This is a genomic window from Halomarina salina, assembly GCF_023074835.1.
In the GTDB taxonomy this organism is placed as follows: Archaea; Halobacteriota; Halobacteria; order Halobacteriales; family Haloarculaceae; genus Halomarina; species Halomarina salina.
On record NZ_JALLGW010000001.1, the window covers coordinates 2312994 to 2327216 of the forward strand.

16 protein-coding genes are annotated in these 14223 nt (G+C 69.4%); 13 read left to right on the top strand and 3 right to left on the bottom strand.

The window, feature by feature from the left end; translation table 11 throughout:
- Positions 1-30 precede the first annotated feature (30 nt).
- The 3 genes from MX571_RS11855 to MX571_RS11865 all read left to right on the top strand — a co-directional run bounded on the left by MX571_RS11855 (position 31) and on the right by MX571_RS11865 (position 3906).
- Entirely contained in the window at positions 31-1290 is a 1260-nt protein-coding gene (locus MX571_RS11855) for an MgtC/SapB family protein (protein WP_247416920.1), read from the top strand.
- Between the two features lie 115 nt (positions 1291-1405).
- On the top strand, positions 1406-2740 hold the full coding sequence (locus MX571_RS11860; protein WP_247416922.1) for a class-III pyridoxal-phosphate-dependent aminotransferase: 1335 nt from the start codon (positions 1406-1408) through the stop codon (positions 2738-2740).
- 95 nt (positions 2741-2835) lie between these two features.
- Positions 2836-3906, top strand: a complete 1071-nt coding sequence (locus MX571_RS11865) for a YhjD/YihY/BrkB family envelope integrity protein (protein WP_247416924.1) — start codon at positions 2836-2838, stop codon at positions 3904-3906.
- 58 nt (positions 3907-3964) lie between these two features.
- Here the strand turns inward: MX571_RS11865 and MX571_RS11870 are convergent, their stop codons facing one another.
- A complete protein-coding gene (locus MX571_RS11870) occupies positions 3965-4285 on the bottom strand; it encodes a ribbon-helix-helix protein (protein ID WP_247416925.1) in 321 nt (106 codons plus the stop codon).
- A 118-nt stretch (positions 4286-4403) separates the two neighbouring features.
- Between MX571_RS11870 and MX571_RS11875 the strand changes: the two genes are divergently transcribed.
- Both MX571_RS11875 and MX571_RS11880 read left to right on the top strand, forming a co-directional pair.
- Entirely contained in the window at positions 4404-5306 is a 903-nt protein-coding gene (locus tag MX571_RS11875) for an HhH-GPD family protein (protein WP_247416927.1), read from the top strand.
- Positions 5303-5482, top strand: a complete 180-nt coding sequence (locus tag MX571_RS11880) for a hypothetical protein (protein WP_247416930.1) — start codon at positions 5303-5305, stop codon at positions 5480-5482. Before MX571_RS11875 ends, MX571_RS11880 begins: the two co-directional genes overlap by 4 nt.
- On the opposite strand, the gene MX571_RS11885 is transcribed toward MX571_RS11880, so the two are convergent.
- Both MX571_RS11885 and MX571_RS11890 read right to left on the bottom strand, forming a co-directional pair.
- Positions 5479-5691 (bottom strand): heavy-metal-associated domain-containing protein, encoded by a 213-nt coding sequence (locus tag MX571_RS11885; protein WP_247416932.1) that lies wholly within the window; start codon positions 5689-5691, stop codon positions 5479-5481. The two genes, MX571_RS11880 and MX571_RS11885, sit on opposite strands and share 4 nt — an antisense overlap.
- A 155-nt stretch (positions 5692-5846) precedes the next feature.
- Positions 5847-6080, bottom strand: a complete 234-nt coding sequence (locus MX571_RS11890) for a hypothetical protein (RefSeq protein ID WP_247416933.1) — start codon at positions 6078-6080, stop codon at positions 5847-5849.
- Between the two features lie 94 nt (positions 6081-6174).
- On the opposite strand from MX571_RS11890, the gene MX571_RS11895 reads away from it, so the two are divergent.
- The 8 genes from MX571_RS11895 (at position 6175) to MX571_RS11930 (ending at position 14206) form a co-directional block, all read left to right on the top strand.
- Complete coding sequence (locus MX571_RS11895; protein ID WP_368409015.1) at positions 6175-6897, top strand: YIP1 family protein; 723 nt, start codon at positions 6175-6177, stop codon at positions 6895-6897.
- Between the two features lie 144 nt (positions 6898-7041).
- On the top strand, positions 7042-9258 hold the full coding sequence (locus tag MX571_RS11900; RefSeq protein WP_247416936.1) for an OB-fold nucleic acid binding domain-containing protein: 2217 nt from the start codon (positions 7042-7044) through the stop codon (positions 9256-9258).
- 151 nt (positions 9259-9409) lie between these two features.
- Complete coding sequence (locus tag MX571_RS11905; protein WP_247416937.1) at positions 9410-9787, top strand: hypothetical protein; 378 nt, start codon at positions 9410-9412, stop codon at positions 9785-9787.
- A gap of 85 nt (positions 9788-9872) precedes the next feature.
- Positions 9873-11525: a tRNA uridine(34) 5-carboxymethylaminomethyl modification radical SAM/GNAT enzyme Elp3 gene (locus tag MX571_RS11910; protein WP_247416940.1), complete on the top strand. Its 1653-nt coding sequence runs from the start codon at positions 9873-9875 to the stop codon at positions 11523-11525.
- Between the two features lie 60 nt (positions 11526-11585).
- Positions 11586-12113 carry an SHOCT domain-containing protein gene (locus MX571_RS11915; RefSeq protein WP_247416942.1) on the top strand — a complete coding sequence of 176 codons (528 nt, stop codon included), beginning with the start codon at positions 11586-11588 and terminating at the stop codon, positions 12111-12113.
- On the top strand, positions 12110-12892 hold the full coding sequence (locus tag MX571_RS11920) for a phosphotransferase family protein (RefSeq protein ID WP_247416944.1): 783 nt from the start codon (positions 12110-12112) through the stop codon (positions 12890-12892). The genes MX571_RS11915 and MX571_RS11920 overlap by 4 nt, the downstream gene beginning before the upstream one ends.
- 46 nt (positions 12893-12938) lie before the next feature.
- Positions 12939-13643, top strand: a complete 705-nt coding sequence (locus tag MX571_RS11925) for an MBL fold metallo-hydrolase (protein WP_247416946.1) — start codon at positions 12939-12941, stop codon at positions 13641-13643.
- An 83-nt stretch (positions 13644-13726) separates the two neighbouring features.
- Positions 13727-14206: an SHOCT domain-containing protein gene (locus tag MX571_RS11930; protein ID WP_247416948.1), complete on the top strand. Its 480-nt coding sequence runs from the start codon at positions 13727-13729 to the stop codon at positions 14204-14206.
- Positions 14207-14223: the final 17 nt, after the last annotated feature.

Below are 14223 nucleotides of genomic sequence, written 5' to 3' on the forward strand. Positions count from 1 at the left end.
TGAGGTATTGAGCAGTATATAGTGCTACGTATGTCACAACAGTTCGCCGTCATGCTCGACGGCGCGCTCCTCCGTCTCGTGCTCGCGGGGGCGCTCGGCCTGTTCATGGGTCTGGAGCGCGAGTGGTCACACCGGTCTGCGGGCGTGCGGACGTTCTCGCTCATCTCGCTGCTCGGTGCGATGTTCACGGTCCTCGGACGCGACGGTCTGCTGACGGTCGGTGCGCTGCTGGTCGTCGTGATGGGCGTCGCGCTCATCGCGCGCGGCCTGCTCGTCGAGGACGAGGGGCTATCGCTGACGACGGCGACGTCGATGCTCGTCGCCTACGGCGTCGGCGTCCTCGTCGGTGCGGGGTACACCACGGCGGGAGTCACCGTCGCCATCCTCTCGTCGCTGTTGCTCGTCCTGAAGCGGGAGCTCCACTCGTTCGCGTGGGGGCTGACCCGCGACGAACTGCGGTCGGCGATGGAGTTCGGCGTCCTCGCGTTCGTCGTCTACCCGCTGCTCCCCCCCGGCGAGATGGACGTCCCCATCGCCGACCTGACGGTCGCCGTCGAACCGCGGACCGTCTGGCTGCTGGTGGTGAGCGTCGCCGCCATCGGTATCGTCAACTACGCCATCGTGAAGTCCTACGGGAGTCGCGGCATCGCCGTCACGGGGTTCTTCGGCGGGCTCGCCTCCTCGACCGCCGTCGTCGGGACGATGCTCGACCACGTGCGTCAACGGCCGGACGCCGTCTCCTACGCCGTCGCGGCCGTCCTGCTCGCCGACGCCGCGATGGCCGTCCGCAACCTCGTCATCGTGCTGGCGTTCACGTTCGGGAACGGGACGCTCTGGGGACTGGTCATCCCGCTCGGAGTCGTCATCCTCGGGAGCCTCGCCATCGCGGCGTTCACCGCCGACTGGTCGGAGTCGGTCGACATCGACCTCGACAGCCCGTTCTCGATGCAGAACGCGCTCGCGTTCGGTGCGCTGTTCGCCGTCGTCCTCGTCGGGAGCGCGCTGGCCCAGGCACAGTTCGGCCAGCAGGGGTTCCTGCTGGCGGCCGCGCTCTCGGGACTCGTCTCCAGTGCGGGCGCGACGACGTCCGCCGTCGTCCTCTACACCGGTGGCGCGCTCTCGGCGGAGACGGCCATCCTCGGCGTGATGGTCGCCACCGTCTCGAGCATCGTCGTGAAGGCGGCGCTGACCCTCGTCGGCCCGACCCGGTCGTTCGGCTACCGGGTCTCCATCTGGAGCGGCGGCCTGACGCTCGCCGCCGCCGCAGTGAGCCTCGTCGTGCTCGTCTGACCCGGCCACCCGGCCGCCGGTGGCACGTCACCCGAGCTACACGTAACTCCCCTGCGTTCGCAAGTTTCGTCCCTATCCCGAAGCCTTATTTAGTGAATTGCCACCAAGCCACGGCATGAACCGCGAGACGGCGGAGCCGAACGTCCGCTCCATGCCGGGCGAGAACGCCCGACGGTGGGCCGAAGCGCACCGCGAGCACGCCGCGACGAGCACCTACGTCTACGACTTCGTCTGGGACCTCGCCGGGGAGGCGACGGGTCCGTTCTGTACCGACGTCGACGGCAACGTCCTCATGGACTTCACGAGCCACGTCGGGGCCGCGCCGCTCGGCTACAACAACCCGAAGATACTCGACCCGCTCTCGGAGTTCGACCTCGTCGACCCGCTGAAGATAGCCGGGCAGGACTTCTACGTCTCCGGCGAGGGCGTCGGCGACGGCATTCCGGGCCCGTCGGGGCTGATGGAACGGCTCGTCGACATCACGAGCCACTACGACATGGACACCGTCTTCCTCTCGAACTCCGGCGCGGAGGCCGTCGAGAACGGCATCAAGATCTGCTACGACGCCAGCGAGGGACAGTACGGCGTCGTCTTCCAGGGCGGGTTCCACGGCCGGACCCTCGGTGCGCTCTCGCTCAACCGCTCGAAGTCGGTCCACCGCAAGGGGTACCCCGAGATTGCGGGCGTCCACGACGTCCCGTACTGCGACGACGCCGGCTGTGACGCGGCGTCGTGTGGCTGTGGCTTCTTCACCGACGACGGCTCGCAACTGCGCTCGATGCTCGACCCCGCCACGGGGTACGTCGACCCCGACTCGGTCGCCTACGTCGTCCTCGAACCCGTCCAGGGCGAGGGCGGCTACCGCATCCCGAGCGAGGCGTTCATGCAGGAGGTCGCCGCCGTGGTCGAGGAACTCGACGTCTACCTCGTCGCCGACGAGATTCAGTCCGGGATGGGCCGGACGGGGGAGCTGTGGGGTGCCGACCACTACCCCATCGAACCGGACGTCATCACCAGCGCGAAGGGCCTGCGCGTCGGCGCGACCATCTCGCGCTCGGACGTGTTCCCCGACGAGGGTGCGCGCATCTCCTCGACGTGGGGCGCGGGCGACGTCATCGCCAGCGCGCAAGGGGCGCTCACCATCGACGCCATCGAGGAGTACGACCTGCTCGACAACGCCACCGAGCGGGGCCGCCAGATGGTCGAGCGACTGGAGGACGCGGCTCCGGACGGCGTCGTCGACGTTCGCGGCCTCGGACTGATGCTCGCCGTCGAGTTCGACACCAGGGAACTCCGTGACGACGTCATCGAGGCCGCGCTCTCGCGGGGCTTCCTCACGCTCGGCTGTGGCTACAAGACCCTCCGCCTGCTCCCGCCGCTGGACGTGAGCGAACGCGAGATCGACCTCGGCGCGGACCTGCTGCTGTCCTCCATCGCCGACGTGAACTGAATCGGGAGCGCACGGGGGTTTCCGTACCCGGAGCCGACGGCCATCGCCCTCCTCGCCAGCCACACCGCTATCCCCTCGCTCGTTCTGACTGAGCTATGGTCACGCTCACTACCGTCACGGACACCGGCAGGCGAGTGGTAACGGAGTTCTCACAGAAGAACGTCACCCTCATGGCCGCCGGCATCGCGTACAACGCGTTCGTCTCGCTCGTGCCGATGCTGCTACTGTTGCTGCTGGTGGTCAGCGTCGTCGGTGGCGGTCTGGAGGACAGACTCGTCGACGCCGCCGACGGGTCGCTCCCCGGTCCCATCGCGGACACCATCACACAGATCTTCCAGGGTGGGTCGACAGCGGCAGGGGCGTCGGTGGTCGGCCTCGTCGTCCTGATATGGGGGTCGCTGAAGATATTCCGCAGCCTCGACACCGCCTTCTCGGAGATCTACGAGACCGAGGCGGAGAACGGCTTCCTCGACCAGGTGAGAGACGGTCTCGTCGTCCTCGGCGGTCTCGTCGCCGCCATCGTCGCGACCGTCCTCATCAGCGTTGCGTTCGCCGCATTCGCCGACACGGTCCCGTACGTCGGCGTCCTCGCACCACTCGTCCTCGTCGTCGGACTGGTGCTGGCGTTCTTCCCGATGTACTACCTCTTCCCGGACCGCGACCTCACCTGGCGACAGGTCGCTCCGGGCGTCGTCTTCGCGGCCGTCGGCTGGGCGCTCCTCCAGTCGCTGTTCCAGGTGTACCTCGTCTTCAAGGGCGACGGGTCGACTGGCTTCCTCAGCGGCGTCGTCGTCATCGTCACCTGGCTGTACTTCTCCGGACTGGTGTTGCTGCTCGGGGCGGTCATCAACGCCGTCGTCGGCGGACACGCGAGCGGCGAGGCGGGCGGCGTCGGCCGGGGTGCCGCCGCCAGGACGCCCGACCGGACGCGGACGATGAACCGCGCCGACCTCGCGACCTACCTGGGGAGCTTCCGAGACCGGCTCACCGACGACGGTCGGCGCACGTCGTCGCCGAACGGTATGAGCGACAGTGTCACCGCGCCAACTCACGACACGACCGTCGAGGTCGAGGAGTACTCGACCGCCGAGGACGGCGAGACGGAGTGGGCGGTCGTCGTCCGGTGGCGAACGCCGAACGACGAACGGGAGGACTCCCCGCGATAGAGCGGAGCAGACGACCGACCGTCGTGAGTGGAACCCCCACTCGTAGGTGAACGGTGAGTTAGAACTGGTACCGTCGTCCGTCGTTCTCGGGCGGTTGTGGCGCGCCGGTCATCTCCTCGAACGTCATCCCGGAGAGGTACTCGTCGTAGGTGACGCCGTACTCGCGGCGGAGGTGGGCGTCGAGGCGGCCCGTCTCGACGGTGGACTGGAACAGGAGGTGGACGGCGCGCTTGAACAGGTCGTCGGCGTCCTCGGGGCCGAGTCCGGCCTGGAGGAGTGCGAGTTCGGTCTTCGTCTCGCGGTCGAGCGAGACGGGGTAGTCGTCGCCCAGGTCGGCGTACGCCGCGTCGACGGCGTCCGAGAGGTCGTCGAGGCTCATGGCACGGGATGGGTCGGGCCGGAGGAAACGCGTTTCGCTCCGGTAGTGTGGCTACGTGCGGGGAGGCCACGACGACGCGAAACACCACCGCTAAACCGCACCCGAGCGAGGGTCTGGTATGACCGAGACGGCCCTCGCGGACGTGGACCGCGACGGCGTACGTCGCGCGCTCGTCGAGTGGTACGAGGCAGACCACCGCTCGTTCCCGTGGCGCGAGACGACCGACCCGTACCGCATCCTCGTCTGCGAGGTGATGAGCCAGCAGACCCAGCTCGGACGCGTCGAGGAGGCGTACCGCGAGTTCCTCGCCGAGTGGCCGACCGTGGGGGACCTCGCGGCGGCCGACCGCGCCGACGTGGTCGGGTTCTGGACCGACCACTCGCTCGGGTACAACAACCGCGCGAAGTACCTCCACACCGCCGCGAACCAGGTCGTCGACGACTTCGACGGGACGTTCCCCGAGACCCCCGACGACCTGCAGGACCTCCACGGTGTGGGTCCGTACACCGCCAACGCCGTCGCGTCGTTCGCGTTCAACAGCGGCGACGCCGTGGTGGACACGAACGTCAAGCGCGTGCTCTACCGCGCGTTCTCGGTGCCGGACGACGACGACGCGTTCGAGGAGGCGGCCAACGACCTCATGCCCGACGGTGAGTCGCGCGTCTGGAACAACGCCGTCATGGAACTCGGCGGCGTCGCGTGCGGGCAGACGCCCCGCTGTGACGAGGCCGACTGCCCCTGGCGCGAGTGGTGTGACGCGTACGCATCGGGCGACTTCACCGCGCCGGACGTACCGACGCAACCGACGTTCGAGGGGTCGCGGCGGATGTTCCGCGGGCGGGTCGTCCGGGCGTTGCGCGACCGGGACGAACTCGCCCTCGACACGCTCGGCCACCGGGTCCGCGTGGACTACGCCCCCGATGGTGAGTTCGGTCGCGAGTGGCTGGAGGGACTGCTCTCGGACCTCGAAGCCGACGGTATCGTGGAGGTGACGGCGGGGACCGCCCGCCTCCAGCGATGACGCTCGGGTTCCACCGCGAGAACCTCGGCCGCGCGGTCGTCGGCTTCCTCGCGGCGATGACGGGCGCCCTGGTGGTCGGCACGCTGGTCGGGATGGACGTTCGAGACGTGCTCGTCTTCGGCGTCGCCCTCGGAGTCGGGTTCGCGCTGGGAGCGCTGCTGTTCGACGCCAGCTAGCGGACCCGGTAGCCCAGTTCGCGGATGGCGTCCACTGCCCGGTCGACCGCCGAGGCGTCACCGACGACGTCGACCCACCCGCTGGTGAGGTCTATCTCCAGTTCCCGGACGCCCTCGATCTCGAAGACGTCTCGTCTGATGGCGTTCTCGCTGACGACGCCCGTCGTCCCCTCCACCCGCAGGAGGCGTCGCGTCTGTTCACCGGGCATGGTCGGCGATTCGACTGGTCGGTAATGACGCTTCTGGCAGAACTGGACTCGATGGGTCGAACCGTGAAGGGTTCGGGCGGTGGTCGGGCGACGGTCGGCGTTCCCGAACGGTGTCTTCTACCCCTGACGGTACGGTCGGATGTCGGTCGCCGCGGTCACTCCGTCTCGGCGACGGCGGCGCGGCGCGATTCGACCGCTGCCTCCGTCTCGAAGCGTTCGTCGCCGCTCCCCGTGCTCCGTCCTTCCGTCTCTCCCGTCTGTCGCTGGTCTGTCTCGCTCGGCTCCCTCGACGTCCCCCCGGTCGGCGGCCGACCGAGACATCCCGCCAGCGTCGCCGTCCGGCCGAGGAGCCCGACCGCGAGTAACTGTCGCCGCGAGATGTCTGTCACGTTATAATGATACTACAGAAAGCTTATATATCTTTGCACTTCGTCGGACGTTCAGTTCGGAACCCTCATGCGGTGACCGCGTCTCCGTTCCGGCGTGACGCAGTGGGTCGAGACCCCGGAGGGCGGCCGCGACCGGGGACCGTTCGAGGTGGTCCGTGCGTGGGTCGAGGTGCTGCTCCGGCCGCGTCGGTTCTTCGAGAACGGTATCGCGCCGGGCGACCAGGCTCCGGGGCTCGTGTTCGCGGTGGCCGTCGCGCTCTGTCACGTCGGCGTCCGACTCGCGCTCGAACCCGACCCGCTTCCGGGCGTCGAGGGGCGTCCGACCGGCCTGCTCGTGTTCGCGTTCCTCGTCGCGGCGCTCATCCTCGCGCCGCTCGCGCTCCACCTCGCCGCGGCGCTCCAGACGCTCGTCTTCCTCGGTCTCGGTGCGCTGGGGCTGGCGAAGGACCGCGGGGGGGTGAGCCAGACGGTACAGGTCGTCGCGTACGCGACGGCTCCGTGTGCGCTGTCGGGAGCACCGATACCCGCACTCCGAGTGGCTGCGGCGGCCTACGGCTTCGTCCTCCTCGTCGTCGGCCTCGCCGTGGTCCACGACCTCTCGCCGGTCGTCGCGCTGGTGGCGGCGCTCGTCCCCGGCGCGTTCGTCTTCGCCTACGCCTTCGGAGGCGTGTTCGCGCTCGAATCGCTGCTCGGGACGAACCTCGTCGGTCCGGTGGCGAACGCGACGAACGCGTCGAGCCCGTCTATCTCGAACGCTGTGACGGAGACGAACGCCTGGGCGGGAGTCTCGGCCGTGTTCTCTGTACCGGATACGTAGCACAATCTGGCGCTCTCGTCCGCTCCGAAGACGCTAGATGGCGGCTTCAGTGACGCTACCGCCGGGGTTCGCGGGAACCGGCCGTCTGCGCACCGCGTAAGCCAATTCGACAACCGTTTCAAGCCGGGCAGGAACAGTCCAGTAATGGGTAGCTGTATCATCTGCGGTACGTCGACCGACGGCCGTATCTGTTCGAGCCACGAGGAGGACGTCGTTTTCGAGTTCAGAGGTAACAACCCGAACCAGTTGACCGCCGGCCGGTTCTACAAGGGAACCGTCGACGGGTACGCCGACTTCGGCGTGTTCGTCAACATCGGCGACCACGTCACCGGCCTGCTCCACCGGAGCGAACTGGACCGCCGACTGGAGAGTCTCACCTGGGAGGTGGGCGACCCCGTCTACGTCCAGGTGAAGGGCGTCCGCGACAACGGGAACATCGACCTCGGCTGGTCCATCCGGCAGGCCGACCGCGAGTTCCGCGGTGCGCTCGTCGACGACCCGAGCAGCGACGAGGGGACGTACCTCCTCGACGCGGAGGAGGAGGACGAGGAGGACACCACGCCGACCGTCACTACCTCCTCGCCCGACCCCGAGTCGTCTGGCGCCACGAGCGACTCCACCGACGCCTCGACGGACTCCACGAACGACGCCGAACCGAACGCCGACGAACCGAGCGACGCCGACACGAACGACGCCGAACCGGACCGTCGCGAGGGTGCGACGGCGGAGTCGTCCTCCGACGGCGGTGCGGTCGTCACGCAGGAGCCACCACAGGAGACGGCGGCGACGGCCGACGCCGAGTCCACTGCAACCGACGACTCCGACACTACCGACGACGCCGACGACGCCGAAGCGGTACCCGACGCCGACGCGGACGTCGACCGCGCGAGCATCGACACGCTGAGCGACCGGGTCGGCGACGTCGTCCGTCTGGAAGGACGCATCGTCGGCGTGCGACAGACCTCCGGACCGACCGTGTTCGAACTCCGCGACGAGGCGGGAATCGTCGACTGCGCGGCGTTCGTCGAGGCGGGCGTCCGCGCGTACCCCGACGTCGAGATGGGCGACCACGTCCGTCTCGACGGCGAGGTCCGCGAACGCCGGGGCGAACTGCAGGTCGAGACCGAGGCGCTCGTCGTCCTCGACGAGGACGAGGCCGAGACGGTCAGCGGCCGCATGGACGACGCGCTGGACGAGCGCGCTCGACCGCCCGAGACCGACCCGCTCGCCGACGACGCAGCGGTCGAGGCGGTCCTCGACGACACGCGCGAGGCGGCCACCGCCATCCGGCGAGCCATCATCGAGTCCCGGCCCATCGTCGTCCGGCACGACGCGACGGTCGACGGCTACCTCGCCGGTGCGGCCATCGAACGCGCCGTCCTCCCGCTGGTCCGCGAGGAACACGCCTCCGGCGACGCGGTGTACCACTACTTCGACCGCCGCCCGCTGGAGACGGTGTACGACATGGACGACGCGACGAAGGACGTGGCGTCGATGCTGTCGAACCGCGACCGCCACGACGAGAAGATCCCCCTGATGGTGTTCGCCGGCGTCGGCGCGACCCGAGACTCGCTCGACGCGTTCGGCCTGCTCGACGTCTACGGCGCCGAACGCGTCGTCGTCGACGCGGGTTCGGTCGACGAGGGTGCCGAGGAGGCGACCGACGTCCTCGTCGCGCCGAAGGCGACGACCGAGGAGACGACCAGCGCGACCGCACTCGCCACCGCCGTCGCACTCCACGTCGACGACGTCGTGCGCGAGGACCTGCGCCACCTTCCCGCCGCCTCGTTCTGGGAGGACGCCCCGAGCGAGTACGTCGACCTCGCGGCGGACGCGGGCTACCAGACGAGCGACGTCGAGCACCTCCAGGAAGCCATCGCGCTCGAAGCGTACTACCAGTCCTACGAGGACAAGCGCGAACTGGTCGAGGACCTGCTGTTCGACGACAGCGGCTCGCTGGTCGACAGCGTCAGCGAGCAGTTCCGCGAGAAACTCGCGACCGAGGTGGAGACGGCCGAAGCGAACCTCGACGAGCGTGCGGCGGGCGGCGTCGCGTTCGCCGTCCTCGACACGGACGCGTTCACCCACCGCTTCGACTTCCCGTCGACCGACATCCTCCTCGACGAGGTCCACCGCCGCAACCGCGACGGCGCGTTCGTGACGCTCGGTATCGCCACGGACGAACTGCGCATCCGGTCGACGTTCGACCTCGACACCCGCGCGGTCGCGGAGCAGGCCCGAGACCACGTCGACAACGCTGGCGTCGAGGCCCGCGGCGGCCGCGACCGCATCGAGTTCGTCGCCGGCGAACGTGACGCCGTCGTCGACGCGGTGGTCGACGCCATCGCCGACCTCGCCTGAACGGACCGTCCAGCCAGGCAGCGCTCAGTCGGCCTCGACACCGGTTATCGCGCCGATAACCGGGTCGAACCGCCGATTATATCGGTTCGATTCTCACCGACGCGGGTTATCGAGTCTGTAGCAATACCCACGGGAGTCTGACGACCAGTCGATGACGCGGGGAAAGATCGGGTCTGCGATGGCCGACCACGACGTGGGGACCGAGGAACCGGCGACGAACGACGGCGCAGTCGGAACGAGCACCCCGGCGGCCGAACGGTCGGCGGCCGGTGCGTCCGACGCGGGGGCGAACCGACGCTGGACGCCCAGGGACCTGCTGTGGCTCCTCGACGGGGCGTGGACGGCGACGACCGTGGTCAACCGTCTCGTCGCGACCCGCGAGGCGGCCGAGGTCATCGTCTTCGAGAACGAGGGCGGGGTGAGGGTCACGACCAGGGTCGACGGCGACGTCGTCGGCGTCCACGAGGCGTCGGCCCTCACCGACGCGCTCGACGGCGTCCGGGCGGACCTGCGCGAGGCGGGCGTCTGAGTCGGCGCGTCACGCGACGGAGCGACCGAGCCGACGGGCCGAAACCACAGCCTCTTGTCTCGCCACGCCCTCGCTCCGGCAACGAATGAGCAGCGAGGCGACCGAGACCGACGCCTTCGAGCAGGCCTGCGAGGCGCTCGTCCAGCGCATCCTCGACGGCGAGGTGGAACGCGACGACGTCGAGAGCGAGAAGCTGGCGGTCTGTTCGGAGTTCTCCGCTCCGAAGGTGCCCAAGAACTCCGAGATTCTCGACCACGCCGGCCCGGACCTGCGCGAGGAACTCGAACCCGTCCTCCGGCGGAAGCCCGTCCGCACCGCCTCTGGGGTCTCGCCCATCGCGGTGATGACCTCGCCGCACATGTGTCCCCACGGGAAGTGTCTCTACTGTCCGGGGGGTCCGGCCAGCGAGTTCGACTCCTCGCAGAGCTACACCGGCCACGAACCCGCGGCTGCCCGCGGCGTCCAGAACGACTACGACCCGTACGGGCAGGTGACGCTCCGTCTCGAACAGCTCCGGGAGATCGGCCACCCCGTCGACAAGGCCGAACTCATCGTGATGGGCGGGACGATGACCGCCCGCAGCCACGACTACCAGGAGTACTTCGTCAAGCGCTGCCTGGAGGCGATGAACGACTTCGACGTGGAGAAGGAGCCGGAACCGGCGCAGGACGAGAGCTTCGCGCAGGACCCCGCGGACTACGAGTTCCGCTACCTGGAGGACGTCGTCGCCGAGAACGAGACGGCGGACGTGCGGAACATCGGGACCACCTTCGAGACGAAGCCCGACTGGTGTGACCCCGAGCAGATAGACCGGATGCTCGCGCTCGGCGGGACGAAGGTCGAGGTGGGCGTCCAGACGACCTACGAGCGCGTCAACCGCGACATGCACCGCGGCCACGGCATCCAGGCGAGCGTCGACGCCAACCGCCGCCTGCGCGACGCCGGGTTCAAGGTCGGCTTCCACATGATGCCCGGCCAGCCGGGGATGACCCCCGAGATGTGCCTGCAGGACTTCCGCGAACTGTTCGAGAGCACCGACTGGCGGCCCGACTACCTCAAGATATACCCCACGCTCGTCGTCCGCGGCACCCGCACCTACGACATGTGGCGGCGCGACGAGTACGAGCCGCTCGGCAACGAGGAGGCAGCCGACCTCGTCGCCGAGATCAAGTCGATGATTCCGAAGTACACGCGCCTCCAGCGGGTCCAGCGGGACATCCCCGCGGACTTCATCGACGCGGGCGTCTGGAAGTCGAACCTCCGCCAGCTCGCCCGAAAGCGGATGGACGAGCACGGCTGGACCTGCGACTGCATCCGCTGTCGGGAGGTCGGGATGAACGACGAGTCTCCAGAGACAGTGGAACTCGACACGCTCACCTACGAGGTCTGTGGCGGCACGGAGCGGTTCGTCTCCTTCGAGGACCCCGACAACGACCTGCTGGTCGGGTTCTGTCGCCTGCGGTTCGCGAACGACCCGGTCCGCCGCGAACTGGAGAACGCCGCCATCGTCCGCGAACTCCACGTCTACGGGAACGAGGTGGGTGTGGGCCACGGGTCCGAGGACGACGACTTCCAGCACAAGGGGTTCGGCAAGCGTCTGCTGGGTGAGGCCGAACGCCGCGCCCGCGACGCCGGGTTCGACAAACTCGCCGTCATCTCGGGCATCGGCGTCCGCCAGTACTACCGCGAGAAGCTGGGCTACTACCAGGACGGGCCGTACGTCTCGACGTCGCTGTGACCGAGTGACCGTCCACCTCGTGAGTCGAACGCTTTTGTATTCGCGCTCGCTCCGACGGTTATGAGCAGGTCCTCCGCGTTCGGCGTCGTCCTCGTCGTCGGGGCGCTGTTCGTCACCGCCGTGCTCGGGACGTACTTCCTCACCTGGCTGGCGTTCAGTACGCCGGTCGCCGTCGCCCTCTCGTTCGGTCTGGCGCTCGTCGTCGGTGCCAGCCTCGCACTCGGGGCACGGCTGACCGACGACACCGCCGAGAGGGACCGCGAGGCTCTCGACGCCAGTTCCGGTGGGACCGCCCCGGCCATCGACGACGCACTCGCGGAACTCCGGCGGCGCTACGCGTCGGGCGAACTCAGCGAGGCGCAGTTCGAGGGCCGCGTCGAGCGCCTGCTAGCGGACGACGACGGGACGACCGCCCCCGACGACGCTCGTGCCGTCCTCGAACTGCGGTACGCACGCGGGGAGTTGAGCGACGAGGAGTTCGACCGCAAACTCGCGCGACTCGACGGGACCCGCACCGTCGAGCGTGCGGAGGGGACGGCCGCGTCAGCGGGTGACGGCGGTGGACGCGAGGCGGACAGAGGGTCGTGAACCGGCCGCTCGTCGGTACCGGCCGCACCGCCGACGTGTTCGCGCTGGACGACGAGCGAGTGCTGAAACTGTTCGTCGACGGCGTCGTCCCCGACAAGGCGGAACGGGAGATGGAGAACACCCGCGTGGCGCACGGAGCAGGGGCACCCGCGCCGGCCGTCCACGAAACCCGGACCGTCGACGGACGCGTGGGTATCGTCCTGGACCGTCTCGACGGGCCGACGCTGCTCGATTCGCTCGCGGAGCGGTCCTGGCGGGTGGCCCGGGTCGGGCGGCGGCTCGCCGAGGTGCAGGCCGGTGTCCACGACTGTGACGGTGCGGGCCTCCCCGGCCAGCGCGAGCGCCTCCGCCGCGACGTCGCCGGTGGGCCGCTCCCCGGAGACACACGCGACGAGGTGCTGTCAGTCCTCGACGACCTGCCGCGTGGACACGCCGCCTGCCACGGCGACTGCCACCCCGGGAACGTGCTCCAGACACCGCGTCCGGTCGTCGTCGACTGGCTGGACGCCACCTGCGGGCACCCGCTGGCCGACGTCGCCCGGACGACGCTCCTCCTGCGCGTCGCGGGCGTGCCGTCCGGCGTGCGGGGCGTCCCCCAGCGCTCGGTGCGACGGGCACTCCTCGCCAGCTACCGTCGACGGTACGCAGAGGTGACGGGACGGTCGCTCGACGACGAGCGGTGGCTGCTCGTCGCCGCGGCCGCCCGCCTCGCGGAGGACGTTCCGGGCGAGCGCTCCCGGCTGCTGTCGCTCGTGAGGGAACTGCTCGACGGCCGGTAGTGTGCCGTGTCGACGCCGCTTTCCCTCCGCCGACGCTTCTCTCGGTATGGAACGGGTCCGCGACGACACCCACCGGTTGCAACTCGGCTGGACCGAACCGTTCGTCGTCAACGCGTACGTGTTCGAGGGGGGCGACGGCGTGACGCTGGTGGACACGGGGATGCCGGCGAACCGGCATTCGCTGCGGTCGGAACTCGCCGCGGCCGGGTACCGGCCGGGGGACGTCGACCGGGTCCTGCTGACGCACTACGACCTCGACCACGTCGGGGGGCTGACGCCGCTCGCGCGCTGGCTGGGCGGTCCCGCGTTCGACGCCGCCGTCTACCTGGGTGCGACGGACGTGGCGCTGGTCCGGGGCCACCACGACCCGCCGTGGATTCACCACAAGGGGTCGTTCCACCGCTTCGCACGGGCGGTGTTCGACCTCGACGACGTACCGCTCCGGCGCGTCGACGACGGCGACCGCGTCGGCGGGTTCACGGCCTACCACACGCCGGGGCACAACCCCGGCCACACGGCCTACGTCCACGACGACGGCGTGGCGTTCGTCGGCGACCTCATGTGGGAGACGGACGGCGAACTGACGCCGCCGTTCTGGGGCGACAGCTACTCGATGCGCGAACTCCGGGACAGCGTCCGGGCGTTCAGCGACCGCGCTGGCGAGTTCGAGGCGGTCTGCCCCGGCCACGGCACGCCGTTCGTCCGCCGCGGCAGCGAGCGGGTGCGCGCGCTGGCGGCGCGGCTGCGGTGATGCCCGGACAGCGCTCGTGAGGCGGGCGGACCCTCGCCCGTTTTCGTGAGCGTTTAAGCCGCCCCACTTCGAACCTGTTCGCGATGAGCGAGGACACGTCGCGGAGTCGCCTCCACGAGAACGCGACCGAGATCGCCTCCACCATCGTCACGGGTATCTGGCTCGCGGCGCTGTTGACCGGGCAGAGCTGGTGGCTCGGCGCGTTGATCCTCGGGTACGTCGTCGTCGTCCCCATCGTCGCCGTCCTGTTCGGCGACGACGAGGACCGCGAGGAGTGGTGGGAGGACGACGCCTGGTGGGGGTCATCCGAGGACTGGTGGGGCGGATGGGGGACGTCGACGACCGACGAGACGTCGACCAGCGACGAGCCCGCCGACCCGACCGCCGACGAGACGCCCCTGGAGACGCTCCGGCGACGTTACGCGGCCGGCGAACTCACCGACGCGCAGTTCGAACGGAAACTGGAACGCCTGCTGGAGACCGACACGCTGGAGAACGTCGAGGAGCGCGCGGCCCGGACGGAACGCGACCGACTCCGCGACCGCGAGGCCGAACGGGAGTAACGAGGGAGTGGCCGAGG